Consider the following 19,654-nt stretch of genomic DNA (forward strand, 5'->3'; position numbering starts at 1 on the left):
TAAAAAACAAAATAAGAGATAATTGTATAATTAAAATAAATAATAGCAATTTTTTCAAGTTGGAATTATTTATAATTGCCATATTAGAAAAGAGTTTTTTTACAAAGTGAATAATTTAGAAAAACCCAAGCATTTTTTATTGGTTAAGGTGTGCTTGTTGTTATTGGCATTATGGATTTTTATTTTATTATTAGGAAATATAATTACAGTTTGGGCAAATAATCCATTAAAAGAAAATTTAGCTACTGGAGTTATAGAAAAAAGAAAATATTTAGAAGAAAGCACTCAAGATAATAAAGTAGTTGATTGGCAAAATCCTGATACTTATGATGCAATTTATGATACCAACGGAAATCAAATAGCACAAAGACATTACAAATTAGAAAGTACGCAAGATAATAAAGTAGTTGATTGGACACATTATAATGTTTGGGATGCTACTTATGATAAAAATGGTAGACAAACATCTAAAAGATATTTTTTAGCTCAAAGCACCGAAAATAATAAATTAGTTGATTGGCAAAATCCTGATACTTGGGATGCTACTTATGATAAAAATGGCAGACAAACATCTAAAAGATATTTTTTAGCTCAAAGCACCGAAAATAATAAATTAGTTAATTACAAACATCATGATACTTGGGATAAAACCTATGATAAAAATGATAATCAATTATTAGAAAGGCATTATTTGCAAGGAAGTACTGAAAAAGATAAATTAGTGGATTGGAAAAATAATGATACTTGGGATGCTACTTATGATAAAAATGGTAGACAAACTTCTAAAAGATATTATTTAGAAACAAGTACCGAAAATAATAAAGTAGTTGATTGGCAACATTATGATACTTGGGATGCTACTTATGATAAAAATGGTAGACAAACATCCCAAAGACATTATTTAGAAACAAGTACCGAAAATAATAAAGTAGTTGATTGGCAACATCGTTATACTTGGGGTAAAAGTAGTAATGTAGAACCAATATTGCCTCTTACAAATGTTTTAGTGAATAAAAATACTCAAAAAAATAAAGTTTATTTGCCCCACACCAATAATAAAGTAGCTGATGTGGGTGATTTACAATCTCAAACTTATGACACACACATTTACAATATAAAAATATTTGCCTATATATTATTTATTTTGTTGTTGGCTGTTTTTATTATTGCAATTTATCTTTATATAAAAAAAATGGAAAAAAATAATTAATTGAATACCAAATTAGTTTTAATTGTTTCATTTATAAAGGAAAAACCAACTTAAAAGTTGGTTTTTTGAATATTAATTGATTAATATTTGGGGTTAGAACAAATTATATTAAAGTTTTTATTTTTTGGGGCAATTGGTCTAAACGTAATTTATTTTTGAATTTATGATGGAAATATATGATAAAAATAGCTAAAAAAATGAAAAAACTTAAGATAAATAGCCAATAATCTTTTTGACTGGGAAAAGCAATAATGTCGTTCCAATAAGTATTGATGGTTTTTTGGGTGGTTTGGTCGTATTTGTAAACTTCATCGTTATCTTTGATTTCTATTTGGGGAATTCCTGGAAAAGTTTCTAATCCAACATAAGGAGAATTATATTTAGTAAAAGCTAAATTGTTTTTGTAATTTTCTTTTTGTCTTAAAAAATTGATGAACTTATAAGCTAGGGTTTTTTTGCTTCCTTTAGGCATTACCAAAGCATCAACCCAAATGTTGGTTCCTTCTGTAGGTGAAAAATAATCTAGATTATTATTTTGTTCTTTTAAAAAATTAGCATCTCCTGAATAAGCAATAACTATATTATAGTATTCGTTATTTTTATTTTTCATGCGGTCCATTAATTGGTCGTTTATAAAAGCTAAGTTAGGTTTTTGTTCTTTTAGTTCTAAGAGCCATTTTTTGGCTTCATTTAATTCATCTGGGGAAGGGTTTGCAATTTTTCCTTCAGTAGCTTTTAGACCTACCATTAAACCGTCGCGAGCGTTATTGCATAAAGCTACTTTTAAATTGGTGTCTTTTAAATATTTAAAACCTTTATTTTGATCTTTGAGTTCATTAATTTGATCTTGAGTTATTTTGTTTTTATTATAAAGAATAACTACTTTGCCCCAAAAATAAGGAACGGCGTAATTGTTAAATTCAGAAGGGATTTTGTCTTGGAGGGCTTTGTTTAATTCATAATAATGTTTATCATTTTTTATTAATTCACCATCATCTATTGTTTCTAACATTTTGCTTTGTCTTAATTGATCAATTGCATATTCACTTAAAATAGCTAGATCATATTGGTTTTTACTTTTAATTTTGGTAACTGCAAGTTCGTTAGAAGAAAAAAGAACTTGTTTAACTTTGATTTGAGTTTCTTTTTCAAACTTTTCAATAATGCTAGGTTCTAAGTATTCGCCCCAATTAAATAATGTTAATGTTTGTTCTTCTTGGTGTTGGGGAAGTATATTTTTGTTTTTAAGATTAAGAATAATAAGAATAACAAAAGTTGTTGTTAAAATGAAAAGCAATGTTGTTGCTACAGTTTTAATTGTCTTTTTCATTTGGTATTAAATTCGTTTTCATTGGTGTTTGTCTTTGCGCTTGTTTTTGTGTTAGTGGTTGTGGTTTTGTTTGTAGTTATTGTTGTAGCTCCATTTGTACTTTCATTTTCATTGTTATTTGCCTCTGCTTCTATTTTGGCATTTTTCCTTTGGTTTTGTTTTTGGTTGTTGTATTTGATGAAATTAAGGATAATTTTAGAACTAGCAATAATAATTAAAATAGTAGATAAAGCATTTACAGTTGGGTTAATAGTTCCTTTGAGGCTGTAGATATAAGCAGAAATATTTTGGCATTCAGAACCACCTACAAAATAAGAAATCATAAAGTCATCAAAAGAAAGACTAAAAGCAAGAGTGGATCCTAAAAGCATAGCTCCTTTAAGTTGAGGTAGTATTACTTTGGTTAAAGCTTTGAGTGGGGTTGCTCCTAAATCATAGGCTGCTTCTAAAGAATGAGGGTCAAGATTTATTACTTTAGGATAGACAGTAATAACTACAAAAGGAGTGCAAAAAGATATGTGGGCTAAAAGCATTTTCCAAAAACCAGATTCCAAACCCATAAAACCAAAGACAACAAATAATGTTAAAGCAGTAATAATTTCAGGAATAACAATAGAAAAATTACTTACATTAAGAACAATGTTGCGCCATTTTTTGTTAAGACTTTGAGCAAGACTAATAGCTGCAAAAGTACCTAAAAAAGTAGAAATTAAAGTAGTTAGGCAAGCAATGTATAAAGTTATTTTGATAGCAGTTTTAACTGTTTGGTCAGTCCAAAGTTTAGAATACCATTGAAAACTAAAACCTTGCCAATTAACTAAAGATGCAATTCTGCCTTCGCTTTTGTTAAAAGAAAAAATAATTAAAGATAAAATAGGAATATAAATAAAGCTTAACACTAAAATGATATATAAGGTGTTAGTAATGGTTTTTTTGGGTTTTTTTGGGATTTTGGTAGAAGCAGTTTGGGGGGGGGTTGCCCCAGATAATTTAATTGACATCTTTGCTTTCTCCTAAACTTAATTTTTTAAACATTTGAAAAATCAAAAACATTGTTAAAGAAAGATGAATAGCAATTGCACAAGCTTGTTTGATTTCGCCACTTAATAAAGCTTTGTTTTCGATTAATTCAGCAATAGTAATTTGGGTAGTTGCTCCGAGATAACGTGGAGCTACAATATTAGTTGCTGTTTGTAAAAAGACAAGACAAATGCCTGCAAGTACTCCTGAAAGTGATAAGGGCCAAATAATTTTTTGCAATATTTGCCATTCGTTTGCTCCTAGATCTTTGGAGGCTTGAATAAGTTGGGGATTTATTTTGATAATTGCAGTGTAGATAGGCAAAAACATAAATGGTAAAAATAAATAAATAAGTCCTACAATCATAGCAAAATTAGTTTCTAAAAGATTGATATTAAAAGTTTTTTGTAATAAATGAAATATTTGGACTAATGCTTGGGTTTTGATAATCATATTAATCCACATAGTGCCATTGATAAGAATGACAAGAAAGCTTTGCCATTTCATTTTGAGGCGAGAAATCATATAGGATAGAGGATAGACAATGATAAAGACACAAAAAGTAACAATAATAGAAATTGCAATTGATCTAGCAAGGACGTATAAAAATGATTGATTGGATAAAAATTCTTGATGGTGTTGTAAAGTAAAACGGGTTGCAAAAAATGCGTTTTGTTGGTTAGTATCTTGAAAAGAATCAAATAAAATAAAACCCATAGGTAAAATAATTAATCCTAATAAAATAATATAATAAGGCGAAATTAATAGTCTGTATAGTTTTTGATTGTCCTTGCAAGTATAGGTTTTTTTCATTACCAAATCTCCATTACATGAATATCTTCAGGATTAAAAGTAATATCTACTTGTTTGTTTAATTCAACATGGTCAGTAGTATGAATAGTGTAGGTTCTTTGGGCAGTTTTAACATCAATTTCCCAGTGAACGCCTTTAAAAATAATTGATTGTACTATACCTGTAATTAAGCCTTTTCCTTGGGAGACAATATCAATGTCTTCGGGACGAATAACAATATCTACATTTTCTTCTTTGCGGAAACCCTTATCTACACAATTAAAAGTTTGATTGTCAAAATGAACTAAAAAATCATCTTTCATCACTCCTTTAATTAAGTTGGATTCTCCTACAAATTGAGCTACAAAACGATTAGCAGGTTCGTTGTAAATATCTTCAGGACTTCCTATTTGTTGAATTTCGCCATGATTCATGACAACTACTTTATCACTCATAGTAAATGCTTCTTCTTGGTCGTGAGTAACAAATAAAAAAGTAATTCCTGAGTTTTTTTGGATTTCTTTAAGTTCGTATTGCATTTCTTGTTTTAATTTTAAATCTAGATTGGATAAAGGCTCATCAAGTAATAAAACTTGGGGTTTGTTAATTAAAGCTCTTGCAATTGCTACTCGTTGTTGTTGTCCGCCTGATAATTGTTCAATGGTTCTTTTTTCAAGTCCTTGTAAACCCATAATTTTAAGGTATTTTAATACTTCTTTTTGGATTTGTTCTTCTTGCTCTTTCTTGTTTATTTTTTTGCATTTAAGAGCAGTTTGTTTTGCTTCAAAATCTTTGGTTAAAGTTTCAATTTGATTGTTAAAGTTATGTGTAATTTGGGTAGTTTTTTCTTGCGTTAAATCTTTGGTTAATTCTTGATGAAAAGTTTTTGATAAATTGGCTTTGTTAGTTTGATAATGAGTTTTATTAAGAGCTAAATTAGCTTTAATCTTGGAGTTAAAATCTTTTAAACGTAAACCAAAAGCTACATTTTCAAAGACATTTAAATGAGGGAATAAAGCGTATTTTTGAAAAACAGTATTAATTGGTCTTTTGTGAGCAGCTACATTTAAAATGCTTTTTTCTTGAAATAAAACCTCTCCACTACTAGGGTTTTCAAAACCGCCTAAAATACGTAAAATAGTAGTTTTTCCACAACCTGAAGGACCTAATAAAGTGACAAATTCATTTTGTTTAATTTCTAAATTTATGCCTCTTAAAATTAATTGATTGTCAAATACTTTGGTTAAATCTTTTAAAATAATTAATGTTTTCATGATTTGATACCTATCTTTTTTGGAGAAATAAAGTTAATAATTATAATTATAATCGTAATTGCAATTGTAATTTGTAATTAAGTTTATAATTTATAAGTTTAAGTTGTAAATTGTTGTTTAATTAGCAATTATCAAATATAAAAAAATAGTCGATAAACTAAATGTAATAAGTTAGTCAATAAAATAATTATAAAGCAAAATAATCAATTTATAACAAAATAAAAAAGGAGTAATTAAAATTACAACAACAAACAATCAAAAAGGACCAAAATCTCTTAATATTTCAAATTTATTTATTGCTAATTTTAACTTATCATAAAATTAATAAATTGCAATCATAAAAAGTGCTTTTTTTGCTGATATTGTTATAATATCTATAAATTTTGTTAAAATAAATGTGTTAAGAAAATTATAGTAAAATGATTTTTTTGCAAATATTGATTCAAATAATTAAAAATTGTTGGATAAATGCTTATAAAGATTCTTATTATGTTTATTTTTTGGTATTTGTCAATTTGTTTATTTTCATTAAAATTTTATGTTGGAATTTTTTTATCATTTCAAATTAATTTACTAAAAAAATGCACTAAAAAAATAAACCCAATTAAACTAACTAATTAATATATAAAAATATAAAGGAAGGTATATTATGAAATGGGAACCGCAAAGATTTGAATATCCTGAACCAGATAATCAACCGCAAAATCCGCCAAATTATCCAATTCCGCCCAAAAAACCTAAAAATTATTTTGCAATTCCTACTAATTTAAGCACTATTATTGTAAATATTATGGTGATTTTCTTTCTGTTTGTTTTAATTAAAGGATCTGATAAAGGATCTGAAAATTTTTCTAAGACTATGGGAAAAGAAACCCAAGAAGATACTATGTGGGCACAAGAAAAAGAATACATGCCCAAAGGCAATCTTGATATTGATAGCTTTTCTGGATATGATGAAGTCAAAAACGAGTTAAGAGAATATATTTCAGCAGTAGATGATGATGCAAATAAAGTGAACCCTTTGCCTCGTAAAGATTTACCAAGAGGAGTTTTATTGTACGGTCCTCCAGGAACAGGAAAAACTTATTTAGCTAAATGTTTAGCGGGTTCTGTTAAAGGTAAAGCTCCTTTTTTTGTTACTACTGGCTCTGATTTTGTCGAAAAATATATAGGAGTTGGAGCAGCTCGTGTAAGAGGATTGTTTAAAGTAGCTCAAGAAACTGCCAAACAAAGTGGACAGAGTTATTATTTTATCTTTATTGATGAAATTGATGCTATTGGAGCTGAAAGAAGCAAAGAAAAAAGCGCTCAAGAACATTCAGGCACTCTTAATGCTTTGTTAACTCAACTTGATGGAGTAGATTCAGATGAAAAAACTCCGCAAGCTATTGTTATTGGAGCAACTAATCGTAAAGATTTTTTAGATGATGCCTTAATTAGAGAAGGGCGTTTAGGGAAGCACATTTATTTAGGTACTCCAGATTTAAAAACAACCGAAGCCTTACTTATAGCTTTTATGAAACGAGAAAACATTGAAAAAACAAATTATCCTTCAGATGATGAATTAAAACAAGTGGCAAAAACTTTGCACGGATCTAAATTTACTCCTGCAGATATTAATTCTTTAGTGAAAGAAGCTAAAAAGATAGCCTCCAAAGATACTAATTCCCCAAACAAAATTACACCTTTGCATATCTATGATGCTATGGATTTAATTTTAATGGGTCCTGAATTAAAACAAAGTATCTCTAAAGCAGATGAAAAAAGAGTTATTAATCATGAATTAGGACATGCCATAGTAGCTCATGCTCTAGGGTTTGATGTGCATCGTGTAACTGCTAAACCAAGAGGACAAGCAGCAGGATATACTATCTTTTTTTCTGCTAGTAATGAAGACGAACAAGCCGATCAACTTTTAACTAAACAAGATTTATTAAAACAAATGATTACTACTTTGGCAGGACGTGCAGCTGAAGAAGTATTTGAAACTAGTGTTAGTGTTGGTTGTTGTGATGATTTGAAAAAGGTGCGTACTATTGCTACTAAAATGGTAAAAGAGTTTGGAATGTCATTAGGTTCGGAAAGTATGGATTTTAGTTTGGATAATGATACTCAAGCTAAAGAAATTAATGCAATTATTCAAGCTAGTTATAATGCAGCTAAAGAAATTATTGAAAAATATAAAGAAAAACCAAATGATAAAGATAACAAAAATCCTAATTCACAATGGCAAACTTTAAGTGACAAACTTGCTACACAAAATTTAGGAAAAGATGCTTTTGTTGTTGCAGAAAGTAAATATTTTTATACAAAAACAATTTCAATTGATGAAGTTAAAGAAACTAATGAAGTTAAAGAAACACAATCAAATAAGAAAAAAGAATACAAAATAAAATTAGAATTTAAAGAAGAAACTTCAACTCCACAACCAACTTCCTCTAGGGATAATAATCAATAATTACATTACAAAAAACAAATCTTTTATATACTTTTTTACAATTTAATACCCTAATAAACCCGTCTTAATTGATGGGTTTTTTTATTTTGTTTACTTTATATTTTTTATTTTTTTATATCCCTTAAAACTGCATAATTAATTAATATTTGCAAAAAGACAAAAATTATTGTATAATATCTAGTAATAAATACTTTGATGATTTGTAGAAATAACAATAATCATTTATTTTAAAAACAATTTCAAAAATATTTATCTTTTTTGATACATTTTATAATAATTATGACAACAAAACCCCCAACAATCGCTTATATGATATTAAAAAGCTTTAGGGAGCAATAAATTGCGTAAAAACATTAATATTCAAAATCTTTTTATCAATGATTAATTATCGATTATACGGTCTTATAAATTAATTATTAGATAATTATATAAATTCATTTGTTTAGTAAGTAATTATTTATAATTATGATACTATTTTAATAAAGCCCAAAAGCCATTTATCAATTGGCTATTTTTATAACATTTATTTATAATATCAATTTATTTTATTTAATTTTTTTATTTTAATGTTGATTTTCATTATTTGCATTTTTTTACTTATTTTGGGAAAGCTAAATATTTATTCATTTATTATTTCATTTCACAATCTTTTTTATATTTACAACTGTTTTATTTTTAATTTATTAGATTTTTAATTATTTTTTATATTTTGTCCTAACTTACTTTTTTGTTTATTTTTCCAATTTTTCATTTTGCCTATTTTAGTTTTATTTTAAAAACTATTTAACAAAACCATTTATTTGTTGTCGTTGTTATGCTATTTTTTTTATCTATAAATAAATACCAACCCAAAAACACAAGAAAAAAAGAAAACCAACATAGCAATATAGCAAAAAGAAAATTATTAATAGTTATTTAAAATGATTGTATATTTAAAAATATAAAGATATTTTCAAAACATAAAAAACATATAAAACCGTATAAAAGGAGATAACGAACTTGACTTATGATTAGCGATATTAGTGATATTTGTATTAATTTTTTTAATAAGGTAAAATCTTTTTTGTCGAAAGTAAAGCAATATTTAATTAAAAATAAGGTATTTTGGTATTTTAATTATTTTTTGGTAGCTGTTTGTATTTTTTTGTTATTGTGGTTGCATATTAAAGTTTTTGCTAAGAAACATTCCAATCCTCATGCTCTTAAAGGAGGTATTTTTGTAGGAATGGGTCCTGTTTGTGTGCAATCTGATGATGAACTGTTCCATTTTTTTAGACACTTTTTTATTTCAAAATTACTCTTTAAGACTTAAAATTAAATAGATAATTTCATATCTTTTCAAACTAACAAAGTAATTTCATTACACTTAAAAAGTGTCTAATGTTTTTTAATAATTTGCTAGTTTCAAAAGATATTTTTTTTAAATATTTTATCCCTACACTATATATAGGTCGAAAAAATGAAAAACTCACCATAAAAACGACATGGATTAAATTTTTTTACACAATAATGCGGAATTTTTTGATTTTTATAGAAAAAAATGTACAACAAAACAACCTTTTTCCAAAGGTTATAATTTTATATATCCATAATTAAATATTTATCTAAAAGTTTGAAAGTATTGCAAAGGAGATAAATTGTTTAATTTAGTTAATAACCATTTATTATTCCAAAAAGAAGGGAATTGGTTGATAATTTTTTTGATTTTACTTGGTGTTTTTTGGAATAAAAAGGGATGTTGGTTGGATAAAATACTTTTCATCTGGCCAAAAAGATTTTCAATGACAGCGTTATCACGTGGGGTTGCTTTACGAGACATACTAATTAAAAACCCTTTTTTAGTTAAAACTTTTTGTACTTTTAGAGATTGATAAACTTTACCTTGGTCTGAATGAATAATACAAGGGGTTTTTAAAGTAGGAATTTTTTTGATTGTATTTAAAATTAATTCTTTATTTTGTCGGTTTGAAGTGTGGGAGGCAATAATTTGATTATTAAAAGAATCAATAATACACGAAAAATAAATAAATCCTTGGGGAGTGGGAAAATAAGTAATATCGGTAAATAGTTTTTTCATGGGTTGGGAGGTAGTAAAGTTTTGATTAATTAAATTTGGGACTACTTTGAGGTTAGATTCTAAATTTTTATAATAATATTTATTTTTTTTAGGCCTTAACTTACAACAAATATTATTTTCTTTCATGATAAGATAAACTTTTTTCTTAGTAATAAATTCATTAAAAATTTCTTGGTATAAATCAGTAATTTTACGATGACCGTAAAAATATTCATGTTGTAAACATAAAGTTTGAATACGTTGTTGTTGCAAAAAATGTTTTGTTTCTTTTAATTTTAACTTTTTTTCAATTTTTAGCCAATAATAATAAGTACTTCGATTAATACGAATTGTTTTTAAAATGGTAGTTAAATTGAGATCTTTGACAAATTGTTTAACCAGTTTAAAAACTATTTTTTTATTAATAGTTTGAATGTGAGAAACCATATTTTGTAATAATTTTAATTTTTTCTTTAATTTTTGCATCATTAACCCCAATTATCTTAATATTTTTTATTCATTACAAAAATAATTATAACTAAAAAATGCATTAAAAATTAATTTTAAAATATATTTATTAAATTATTATATAATATGATTAGTATTCTAAGACGAGCAGAGCGAACTAGGCGGCCAGCCGAAGTACATTACAATTAACTATTACCCCCTTTCTTATGAAGTCCCCTTTGGGGATTTAGGGGGTATTTTAATTTGACCGTTAAATTTTTTAATTTGACGGGCACCTGGTTAGATAATATATTTTATCTAAACATTATATGTCATGATATAATATAATAAATTTATTATTTATAATTAAATATAAAAACCTATCAAGGGTTTTTATATCTAATTATTATCATTAATATTATTATATTTAATATTAAATATAATAATATTAATGATAAATCTTTCTTATTAGGTTAAACCCGAATTAAGTATTATCTATCACAACCCAATTCAAAACAGCCTTGGAGGGCTTTTTGAATTGGTGTTTAGGTTTACCCACGGGTTTAACCTAATAAGAAAGATGTACAATATATATATAGGCCGAAAAAATGAAAAACTCACCTATAAAACGACATGGGTTTCATTTTTTTACACAATAATGCGGAGTTTTTGATTTTGGGGTAGTTGTGCCATATAATAACAGGGTTAAATGGCAAATTGCTTACCATAAACACTAGCGATTTTGTCTGGAAGAGACAAAAAAATGAAAAAAAGTTGTCAAAAAACGATCAAAAAAATCTCCCTTAAAAATAAAAAAATGACCCCTCAAATGAGGTGGTCTAAATTAGTTTTAAAAAATGATTCGTTTTAATTTATGTCAAAATTGTAAAAATTAAAAGTAAGTGTTTTCCTAGGGTTTTGAGGACTGCTTTTTCAAGAAATTGAATTTAAGGGGGGGTATAAATTAAGACTAGGGTTATTACCCTAATTGGATTTAAATCAAAGCGAGAGGGGCAAAATAATGCGTTTAAGAGGCATTTGGGATTTTGTAGCTTTCATTTTTTAACCACTTTTAGGTTCTGCTGTAATCCGCCATTCTTTCGTTTGACTGACCAACCGCATGACCTCACGGAATAATCAAGTCCGTGGCAGTTGGTTAGGCTGCTGTAATTAAGCGTGTATTTGCTCCCAATTTGTAAGTAACGTTCACGGAGGCAAGTTTTAAAATTAAAAGCAACAATTCGTTTGTTTTGGGTAAACAATACTAAATCAAATTTGATATCAGGAATAAAAAATAAATATGTTTGGGGATATTGTTTGGTGATTCCACGATGTCGAAAATAAATTAAAATTAGATATTCGTTAATTTTACCACGCAGTACTTTTTGTTTTTGGGAAGTTGATTTGGTAATTTGAAAATAATGATTCAAACTTTGATGATTTAATTGCATATATTGATTAAAGGGATATTGAAAGTAATTATCAGGTTTGATTTGGGATAAAATATTTTTTGAAATTAACATTAATTTTCCTCGATTCTTTGGATTTCTTTATCAAAATTAAAATTACATTGGCCTAATTTACCTGAACGATTTTTAGCAACAATAAATTGGGTAAAATCTTCTACAACATTTGTAAATTGATTTTTTTCATAATAACTTTCGCGATGCAAAAACATTACCATATCGGCATCTTGTTCAATTGAACCTGAATCTCTTAAATCTGAAAGATTAGGGCTTTTATAGCGATAGATTACACGCGTGTTGGTTATTTACGTGCAGCCCCGCTCCAAACCGTACGAGCAAGTTTCCAAGCATACGGCTTTCCCATTCACAGCCTATTTCTAGGGTCTTCTAAATATCACTATTTAGTTGATTGATTATTCAGTAAGTTTGAAAGCTTAGAAGCTTTATCTGCTTCAGTTGGTTGCATTTGCATCAACCTCCTTTCTCCCGAATTGAATAATCCTGTGAATCTAACTTCTTCGCCTTGTACCTAGCTTTCTTAGGCTCCGTGTGAGGGCAATTATCTTGGTTATTCCAAACCAAGTTTTAATTCCTCCGACTACTAAAAGTCTCTTTTTCCTTGAACCCAGAGGCATTTTAATTTCCCCTGTTTGGGATGGTTTTTAGGAATCTCGAATTTCCGACATCATTATGCCTGATAGTTTTAGGTTCGCTTTCGTTGTTAAAGCTTGTGGCTAGACTAGAACACTTTGTTTCCGTCAACGATATCATGAAGGGTGCTATTTAAAGCGACATGTGATTATATATGAAGACAAATCTAATATCTTCATATCTTCCTTCATTTCAGGGATTTCAATAACTTGCCCTGACGTTATGAGATTACGATAATTTCCACGATTAGGGATTTGCACCTTTTCCATGACTATCTTAGTCTTGCGAAAGCATCTTGGCTAGTTATTTCACCTCACTTCGCTTTTACGGTCTGCTGTAATCCGCCATTCTTTCGTTTGGCTGACCGACCGCATGACCTCACGGAATAATCAAGTCCGTGGCAATTGGCTAGATTGCTATAATGGTGCGTTTATTCGCGCCCATGCATTTCGATTAATTGATCGCGAATTGTTAAATTGTTTTTACTTTTTAAAAAATCTTTAAATAATTTTTGTCTTAACATTTTATTCCTTTCTAAAAATATTTTTAGAAAAGATATGAAATTATTTTTTTAGTCTTGAAAAGAAAAAAAGACTAACTATTAAGTTAGTCTTAAAGAATTTTTAAAAAGTAAAAAGTTGTCCAAAGTTTTGGAACACCTCATTCTTTTGTTTCTTTTGACCTTGGCATGTCGCAAAACTGTTTTATTTGTAAAAGTTTTAGTATAGTAAGTTTTATTATAGTAAAAAAATGGAGGTTTAAAATGTATAACGAAGGAATGTTTGATACTTCATCAGGAATGATGACAGGATCAATTGTATTTTTAGTAGCTTTAGCAGTTTTCTTTATTGTCCTTTTTTACAAATGGGGATATAGTTGCGGAATGAATAGCAAAAGCATTGTATTGCCTTTAATAGTTACTTTTTTATTAGGCGTTATTCTTTTATTTCTTATCGGTTATTTGGTTGGAACTAATAAAAAAAACACCACCAAAACCACGATATAAATAATTTTTAATATTTACTTATTTTATTAAAAACATCCTTTTAAAAATTATCTTTTTTGCAAATCATCTCTTTTAAAACTATTTTGATTTCAAATTTTAATTCATCAATCAAAAACAAAAAGCAATTTTAATTTTGTAAAATTCAATTACAAACCCAAAGGCATTCTTTATGAGTGTCTTTTTTTATTTTATCCAAACTAATTAACTTTTTTTGCTTTTTCAAACCACCAAATAAAAAAAATTGCATTTCCCCATAAAAAAATCCCCAACCCCTCCAAAAACATCACCAAAACCCAAGTTTTTTTGGTATAATAAAGGTTAAATGTTTAAAAAAATTAAATGATGCAAGGAGCATATAAATGGCAACAAAATTAAGCGAACAAGAAATTATTAGACATCAAAAAATGAATGAATTAAAAAAAATAAACATCGATCCTTTTGGAAAAAAATTTGTCCTTTCTCATTCCATCGAACAAATTCTTTTGCAATACCAAAAAGCAGATAGTCTAGCTCTCGAACAATCACAAATCAATGTTTGTGTAGCTGGCAGAATCGTTTTAAAAAGAGGACAAGGCAAAGCAGGTTTTTTGCATTTACAAGATTTTAATTTCCGAATGCAAGCATATATAAAACTGGATTTAGTGGGCAAAGATGCTTTTCAGATTTATCAAAATTGTGATTTAGGAGATATCATAGGCATCAAAGGTTTTTTATTTAAAACCAAAACGCAAGAATTAACCATTAAAGCCTTGGAATTTATTCATCTTACCAAAGCCCTAAAACCTTTACCTGACAAATTTCATGGCTTGCAAAACCGCGAAGAGATGAGAAAAAATCGCTATGTTGATCTAATCGTAAACGAAAAAACAAGACAAGTATTTTTAACTCGCAGTTTGATTATGAAATACATTAGAAATTTTTTTGATAATCAGGGCTTTTTAGAAGTAGAAACTCCTATTTTACAACCAACTTTGGGAGGCGCTTCTGCCAAACCTTTTATCACTCATCACAACGCTCTTAATTGTGATTTTTACTTGAGAATTGCTACCGAATTGCCCCTTAAAAAATTAATTGTTGGTGGAATGAATAAAGTCTATGAAATCGGACGTCTTTTCAGAAATGAAGGAATTGATGCCACACATAATCCCGAATTTAGCACTATTGAGGCTTACTTGGTTTATGCTGATATGCAAGATATTATGGACTTAACAAAGCAATGCTTGCAAGAATTGGCCCAAAAATTGTTTGGCAAGTTGCAATTTACTTACCAAAACCAAGAAATTGATTTTTCCCATTTTGCAAAAGTAAGTATGGTTGCATCAATCAAGGAAAAAACAGGAATTGATTTTACAGATAATTTTACCTTGGAACAATGCCTTTCTTTGGCAAAAAAACACCAAATTGAAGTTATGCCCCATTTTAGTCAAGGACATATCATTGAGGCTTTTTTTGGAAAATACGTAGAAAACACTCTCATTCAGCCTACTTTTGTCTACGGACATCCACTGGAAATAAGTCATTTGGCAAAACAAAACGAAGCTGATCCTCGCTTTACTGACCGTTTTGAACTTTTTATTGTAGGTAAGGAATTTGCTAATGCTTTTAGCGAACTTAACGACCCTATCGAACAAGAAAAACGTTTTTTAAATCAATTACAACAAAAACAATTAGGCAACGACGAAGCCAATGACATGGACTATGATTTCCTAAACGCCCTTAATTATGGCATGCCTCCAACTGGTGGTCTTGGAATGGGACTTGATCGTTTGGTTATGCTTTTAACCGATACTGCAAATATTCGTGATGTTATTTTATTTCCACATTGTAAAAATCAAAATAAATTTAGTCAAAACAAAACAGCAAATAAAGTCCTAACGAATAACGATAACGAATAAAGCAAGCAAAAACCAACAAGCCAAAAATAAATTATTCCCAAAAGCAAAAATCTCCAAATCACCAAAGCCCAAAAATCCGAAAATAAAAAAGGGTAAAAAATATTTTATATAAAATGGGTTAATGATAATTAAATATTTTGTGTTGCAAAAACAACCGAAGGGAGCAAAAAAATTAAACAAAAGATAATTATAATTATTTTAGGAGCAATTTTTACATTTTTTTCCTTAATTTTAATTTGTGGAGTTTATTTTTTAACTAACTTTACTTTTGCCAAAATACCAAACTCAAATCATAATGCAACATTCCCAAAACCCAAAGTTCACGATATTTATCTAGATTCAGCCGAACAAGTCCAAAATTATATCAAAGAAAAATTCCCCGATTCTTTTCCTTTTTGCATTAACTACCCTTCTTTTTGTTATTATTTGTGTTCTTTGCAAAATTCAAAAAAGCCTTTTTGCCTCAAAAATGCCCCAAAGAAATTAATATATGTCTATCAAAAAGACATTGATTTATCCAAATACGGCTATGGCAATAACACTCATAGAATCGAAGATTTAAAATTCTCGATTAGGTATTAAAAATTTATACCTTTTTTTGGTTAAAAGATGGTTCGCAAGCAGAACCAAAACAAAGAGATGCAATAATAAATTCGTCGTCATCAAGAACTAGACAGAAAAACTGGGATGGTTCGCCAAATTTGCAAAATTGGCAAAGCCAAAATTGGGAAGACGAATTAGAAGAAAATTGGGAAAAAGAGTTCCAAACAGATTGGGAAGATGAATAAAGTTTTTGCAAATCACAAAAAATAAATAAAATTAGAAAATCCAAACAAACATCCAAACAAACAAACATCCAAAACAACAATACTTTTATTTTTCAGCCAGCAAGGAAGTGCAATTATGAGAGGCGTTTTTTATTTGCAAAGTTTTTATAGCTTATTACAAAGTCTTAATTCTTTAGAAACTTTGGTACAAAAAGCCAAAGAAAATGATTATGATTTTGTTGCTTTGAGCGATGATAATTTATATGGCATGCCAACTTTTTTAAAATTATGCCATAACTATCAAATCAAACCTATTTTAGGACTAAAAATAAATTTTTTGCACAACAATCAACTAGCAACACTTTTAATTTATGCCAAAAACGACCAAGGAATCAAAAATTTAATTCGAATTTCAACTATTATTAAAAATGAAGAAACACCCCAAATTACCTTAAATCAAATTGCTCATTTAGGTAAAGATTTGTTTGCTTTGATTCCTGGAGAAAATCCCTTTTTTGATGATATGTTTTTTCGCGACCAAAAAGATAAATTTTTTCAAATAGCTACTCAATTACAAAAAATATTTGACGAACTTGTATTAGGTATTTCTTATCAAAACTCCTTTTTGGAATTGCTTTCTGAAAACATCATTGATTTTGCAAACCACTTCCAAATTCCTTATGTACCAATTAACAAAACTTGCTATGATACTTTTCAAGCCCAACCAACCTATCAAATACTTGCAAAAATGGAAAATAAAAAAAACGACGACCAAACTGATTTATCTTTTTTAACCAAAGATAATTTTGATAGCGCCTACAACGCCCAAACACATAAAGCAATGTTTGCTTATTTAAAAAAATTAATCTTTTCTATTAAATATCAAAATTATTTACCACAAAAAATGTTGTTGCCTTCCTTTGTTGATTTTTTACAACCCCAAAAAATAACTGCCAAAGAGTACTTAAAACAAATTTCTTATGAAGGTTTGCGCCAATACATCGATTTTAAAAACCCTAAATATACCAAATACCAACAAAGGCTAGATCAAGAATTACAAATTATAGCTGATATGGAATATGACAATTATTTTTTAATTGTAGGTGATGTTGTAAGATACGCCAAAAAACAAGGTATTTTAGTAGGTCCTGGTAGAGGCTCTTCTTCGGGTTCTTTGGTGTGTTTTTGTTTACAAATTACAGAGATTGACCCTTTACAATATGACCTTATTTTTGAGCGTTTTTTAAATCCTCAAAGAAAAACTATGCCAGATATTGACCTTGATTTTCCAGACAATACAAGAGATTTAATTATTCAATATGTTTGTCAAAAGTACGGCACCAAACACGTAGCAAGTATTATTACTTTTGGTAGATTTGTAAGCCAAAAAGCCATTATCAATGAATTAGTTAAATTTATGCCCACAGTAAAGGAATTCCAAACTAAACGCGTTTTGGCATATTTGGATTTGGCATATTTGGATAAAAAAAGCACTTATCAAAAAGAAACTTTGGATTTGCAAATGAAAAACTTACTTACAATGGCATCTTATATCGAAGGAATACCACGGTTTACAGGAACCCATCCAGCAGGAATTATTTTAAGCCAAATGCCCCTTGATCAAATTATTCCCTTACAAAAAGGCACTCATAATAACTTACAACAAACCCAATGGGAAACTTCTTTCCTTGAATCAATCGGACTTCTCAAAATAGATTTTTTAGGATTAAGAAGTCTTACTTTGATGAATAAAATGGTTTTAGCCATTCAAAAAACTAATCCCCATTTTGGTCTTTTTAAAATCCCTTTAAACGACACAAAAACTTTCGAGCTGTTGCAACAAGGAAAAACAATAGGGATTTTTCAATTAGAATCTTATAACGCCCAAAACTTTTTACAAAAAATGATGCCCCAAAAGTTCGAAGACCTAATTGCCTTACTTGCCTTAAATAGACCAGGGCCCATTGATTCTTTTAATATGTTTTTAAAAAACCGCCATCAAAAAACTACCACTTTTTTTAGCCCCTTAATTGATTTTATCCTCCAACCCACTTATGGCATTATTCTTTATCAAGAACAAATTATGCAAATTGTAGCTGTCTTTGCCAAATACAGTCTTGCCCAAGCAGACCTTTTTATAAGAGCTATTAGCAAAAAGGAAAAAGATTTATTATTGCAAGAAAAAAACAACTTCATTGCCCAAAGCAAAGAACAAGGACGCAACCTTACAATAGCTAACAAACTTTATGATTATATTTTAAAATTTGCCAATTACGGTTTTAACAAAAGTCACAGTGTCGCTTATTCTTTAATTAGTTATCGTATGGCTTATTTGAAAGCTAATCATTTTATTGCTTTTGTAATTACTTTATTAAATGATGCTATTGGAGATGCAACCCAGACAGAAATTTTGCTCAAAGAAGTTATCCAAAAAGGTATCATTATAGAACCACCCCATATATTTAGTAGCCAAGATAAATATTATTTCAAAGACAATAAATTATTTTTGCCTCTAACTATTATTAAAGGAATAAATGTTGCTTTTTGCCAAGAATTAATGAAAGAACAAAAAAAATTAATTAAAGAACACCAAAAATTAACTAAAACTGCCCAAATGCCCCTTTATTATTCTTTTAAAACCTTTAAACAACAATTGTTTCCTTTCCTCACCGAACCTTTATTAACTAATTTAATTTTTGCAGGCACCCTTGATAAAATGGGGCTAAACCGCAATACTTTAGAACAAAACAAAGATTTAAAAGAAGTTAAATATTATCCATATTCTGATTACGAACCTAAAATACACCCCGAATTACCTTTAAAAGAACTTGTCATTAAACAAAAAAAAACATTAGGTTTTGGACTTCATAATTTATTAATTAATCAAAAAAATAAATCTTAAATATTATTTTATTATTCAAAATTATTGTAAATACAAACACATTATTAAATTATTTAAAATTATTATATTTCTATATTTTTCTCCTTTTGCCTTTTTCATATTTTTTGCTTTGCTTTTCATTTTTTTGTTTTTAATTTGATTAAATCTGTTTTTTAAACAATTACACAATCAATAAAAATAAATAAAAGAGGATAAAAATGAATAAATTATTAATTGTAACAATATTAGTAATCATTTTTTGCGCAATACATTTTAAACAAAAAGTCAACATCAAAAAAAATATTGTCTTTTTATCAGAAAAAATCAGTTTATGGATGTAAACATTTTATTTTTATCATGCCATTTATTGTGAATTAAAAAAAATAAATAATTTCTTTTTG

12 protein-coding genes and 3 pseudogenes are annotated in these 19,654 nt (G+C 28.1%); 6 read left to right on the plus strand and 9 right to left on the minus strand.

From position 1 onward, the window contains the following. The first annotated feature begins 157 nt into the window (after positions 1-157). Positions 158-1,210: a hypothetical protein gene (locus JAHGCCOI_RS00870; RefSeq protein ID WP_479492152.1), complete on the plus strand. Its 1,053-nt coding sequence runs from the start codon at positions 158-160 to the stop codon at positions 1,208-1,210. Between the two features lie 103 nt (positions 1,211-1,313). Here the strand turns inward: JAHGCCOI_RS00870 and JAHGCCOI_RS00875 are convergent, their stop codons facing one another. The 4 genes from JAHGCCOI_RS00875 to JAHGCCOI_RS00890 are packed head-to-tail and all read right to left on the minus strand — an operon-like array spanning position 1,314 to position 5,626. After that, a complete protein-coding gene (locus JAHGCCOI_RS00875) occupies positions 1,314-2,540 on the minus strand; it encodes an ABC transporter substrate-binding protein (RefSeq protein ID WP_479492153.1) in 1,227 nt (408 codons plus the stop codon). After that, a complete protein-coding gene (locus tag JAHGCCOI_RS00880; protein WP_212775281.1) occupies positions 2,537-3,541 on the minus strand; it encodes an ABC transporter permease in 1,005 nt (334 codons plus the stop codon). Before JAHGCCOI_RS00880 ends, JAHGCCOI_RS00875 begins: the two co-directional genes overlap by 4 nt. Next, positions 3,531-4,379 (minus strand): ABC transporter permease, encoded by an 849-nt coding sequence (locus JAHGCCOI_RS00885; RefSeq protein WP_479492154.1) that lies wholly within the window; start codon positions 4,377-4,379, stop codon positions 3,531-3,533. The genes JAHGCCOI_RS00880 and JAHGCCOI_RS00885 overlap by 11 nt, the downstream gene beginning before the upstream one ends. Beyond that, positions 4,373-5,626, minus strand: coding sequence for an ABC transporter ATP-binding protein (locus JAHGCCOI_RS00890; protein WP_071345666.1), 1,254 nt, complete (start codon positions 5,624-5,626; stop codon positions 4,373-4,375). The genes JAHGCCOI_RS00885 and JAHGCCOI_RS00890 overlap by 7 nt, the downstream gene beginning before the upstream one ends. 649 nt (positions 5,627-6,275) lie before the next feature. Here JAHGCCOI_RS00890 and JAHGCCOI_RS00895 point away from each other — a divergent pair. Together JAHGCCOI_RS00895 and JAHGCCOI_RS00900 are read left to right on the plus strand one after the other, a co-directional pair. Further along, positions 6,276-8,084 (plus strand): AAA family ATPase, encoded by a 1,809-nt coding sequence (locus JAHGCCOI_RS00895; protein WP_479492155.1) that lies wholly within the window; start codon positions 6,276-6,278, stop codon positions 8,082-8,084. Between the two features lie 1,006 nt (positions 8,085-9,090). After that, positions 9,091-9,396, plus strand: coding sequence for a hypothetical protein (locus JAHGCCOI_RS00900; RefSeq protein ID WP_479492156.1), 306 nt, complete (start codon positions 9,091-9,093; stop codon positions 9,394-9,396). Positions 9,397-9,684: 288 nt separating this feature from the next. On the opposite strand, the gene JAHGCCOI_RS00905 is transcribed toward JAHGCCOI_RS00900, so the two are convergent. The 4 genes and pseudogenes from JAHGCCOI_RS00905 to JAHGCCOI_RS00920 all read right to left on the minus strand — a co-directional run. Further along, positions 9,685-10,626, minus strand: a complete 942-nt coding sequence (locus JAHGCCOI_RS00905) for an IS3 family transposase (protein WP_479492250.1) — start codon at positions 10,624-10,626, stop codon at positions 9,685-9,687. A gap of 1,154 nt (positions 10,627-11,780) precedes the next feature. Beyond that, positions 11,781-12,110 (minus strand): annotated as a pseudogene (locus tag JAHGCCOI_RS00910) (hypothetical protein); the annotation flags it as partial. Then, a pseudogene (locus JAHGCCOI_RS00915) lies at positions 12,110-12,328 on the minus strand (DnaB-like helicase C-terminal domain-containing protein); the annotation flags it as partial. The pseudogenes JAHGCCOI_RS00915 and JAHGCCOI_RS00910, both read right to left, overlap by 1 nt. Positions 12,329-13,146: 818 nt before the next feature. Next, a pseudogene (locus JAHGCCOI_RS00920) lies at positions 13,147-13,227 on the minus strand (sigma-70 family RNA polymerase sigma factor); the annotation flags it as partial. A 240-nt stretch (positions 13,228-13,467) separates the two neighbouring features. Between JAHGCCOI_RS00920 and JAHGCCOI_RS00925 the strand changes: the two are divergent. Both JAHGCCOI_RS00925 and lysS read left to right on the plus strand, forming a co-directional pair. Then, complete coding sequence (locus tag JAHGCCOI_RS00925) at positions 13,468-13,710, plus strand: hypothetical protein (protein ID WP_479492157.1); 243 nt, start codon at positions 13,468-13,470, stop codon at positions 13,708-13,710. Between the two features lie 359 nt (positions 13,711-14,069). Continuing rightward, positions 14,070-15,605: a lysine--tRNA ligase gene (gene lysS / locus JAHGCCOI_RS00930; RefSeq protein WP_479492158.1), complete on the plus strand. Its 1,536-nt coding sequence runs from the start codon at positions 14,070-14,072 to the stop codon at positions 15,603-15,605. Positions 15,606-16,191: 586 nt separating this feature from the next. Here lysS and JAHGCCOI_RS00935 read toward each other — a convergent pair. Then, positions 16,192-16,461 carry a hypothetical protein gene (locus JAHGCCOI_RS00935; RefSeq protein WP_212775262.1) on the minus strand — a complete coding sequence of 90 codons (270 nt, stop codon included), beginning with the start codon at positions 16,459-16,461 and terminating at the stop codon, positions 16,192-16,194. A 47-nt stretch (positions 16,462-16,508) separates the two neighbouring features. Here JAHGCCOI_RS00935 and dnaE point away from each other — a divergent pair, with 47 nt between their 5' ends. Then, positions 16,509-19,274: a DNA polymerase III subunit alpha gene (gene dnaE / locus JAHGCCOI_RS00940; RefSeq protein WP_479492159.1), complete on the plus strand. Its 2,766-nt coding sequence runs from the start codon at positions 16,509-16,511 to the stop codon at positions 19,272-19,274. The last annotated feature ends 380 nt before the right edge of the window (positions 19,275-19,654 follow it).

This window comes from Mulberry dwarf phytoplasma (genome assembly GCF_056504655.1).

What these genes read in the sequence shown, in the direction of transcription:
- JAHGCCOI_RS00875 (WP_479492153.1), bottom strand. Translation starts at nt 2,540, where the DNA reads ATGAAAAAGACAATTAAAACTGTAGCAACAACATTGCTTTTCATTTTA.
- JAHGCCOI_RS00880 (WP_212775281.1), bottom strand. Translation starts at nt 3,541, where the DNA reads ATGTCAATTAAATTATCTGGGGCAACCCCCCCCCAAACTGCTTCTACC.
- JAHGCCOI_RS00890 (WP_071345666.1), bottom strand. Translation starts at nt 5,626, where the DNA reads ATGAAAACATTAATTATTTTAAAAGATTTAACCAAAGTATTTGACAAT.
- JAHGCCOI_RS00895 (WP_479492155.1), top strand. Translation starts at nt 6,276, where the DNA reads ATGAAATGGGAACCGCAAAGATTTGAATATCCTGAACCAGATAATCAA.
- JAHGCCOI_RS00900 (WP_479492156.1), top strand. Translation starts at nt 9,091, where the DNA reads ATGATTAGCGATATTAGTGATATTTGTATTAATTTTTTTAATAAGGTA.
- JAHGCCOI_RS00905 (WP_479492250.1), bottom strand. Translation starts at nt 10,626, where the DNA reads ATGCAAAAATTAAAGAAAAAATTAAAATTATTACAAAATATGGTTTCT.
- JAHGCCOI_RS00925 (WP_479492157.1), top strand. Translation starts at nt 13,468, where the DNA reads ATGTATAACGAAGGAATGTTTGATACTTCATCAGGAATGATGACAGGA.
- lysS (WP_479492158.1), top strand. Translation starts at nt 14,070, where the DNA reads ATGGCAACAAAATTAAGCGAACAAGAAATTATTAGACATCAAAAAATG.
- JAHGCCOI_RS00935 (WP_212775262.1), bottom strand. Translation starts at nt 16,461, where the DNA reads ATGTTTGTTTGTTTGGATGTTTGTTTGGATTTTCTAATTTTATTTATT.
- dnaE (WP_479492159.1), top strand. Translation starts at nt 16,509, where the DNA reads ATGAGAGGCGTTTTTTATTTGCAAAGTTTTTATAGCTTATTACAAAGT.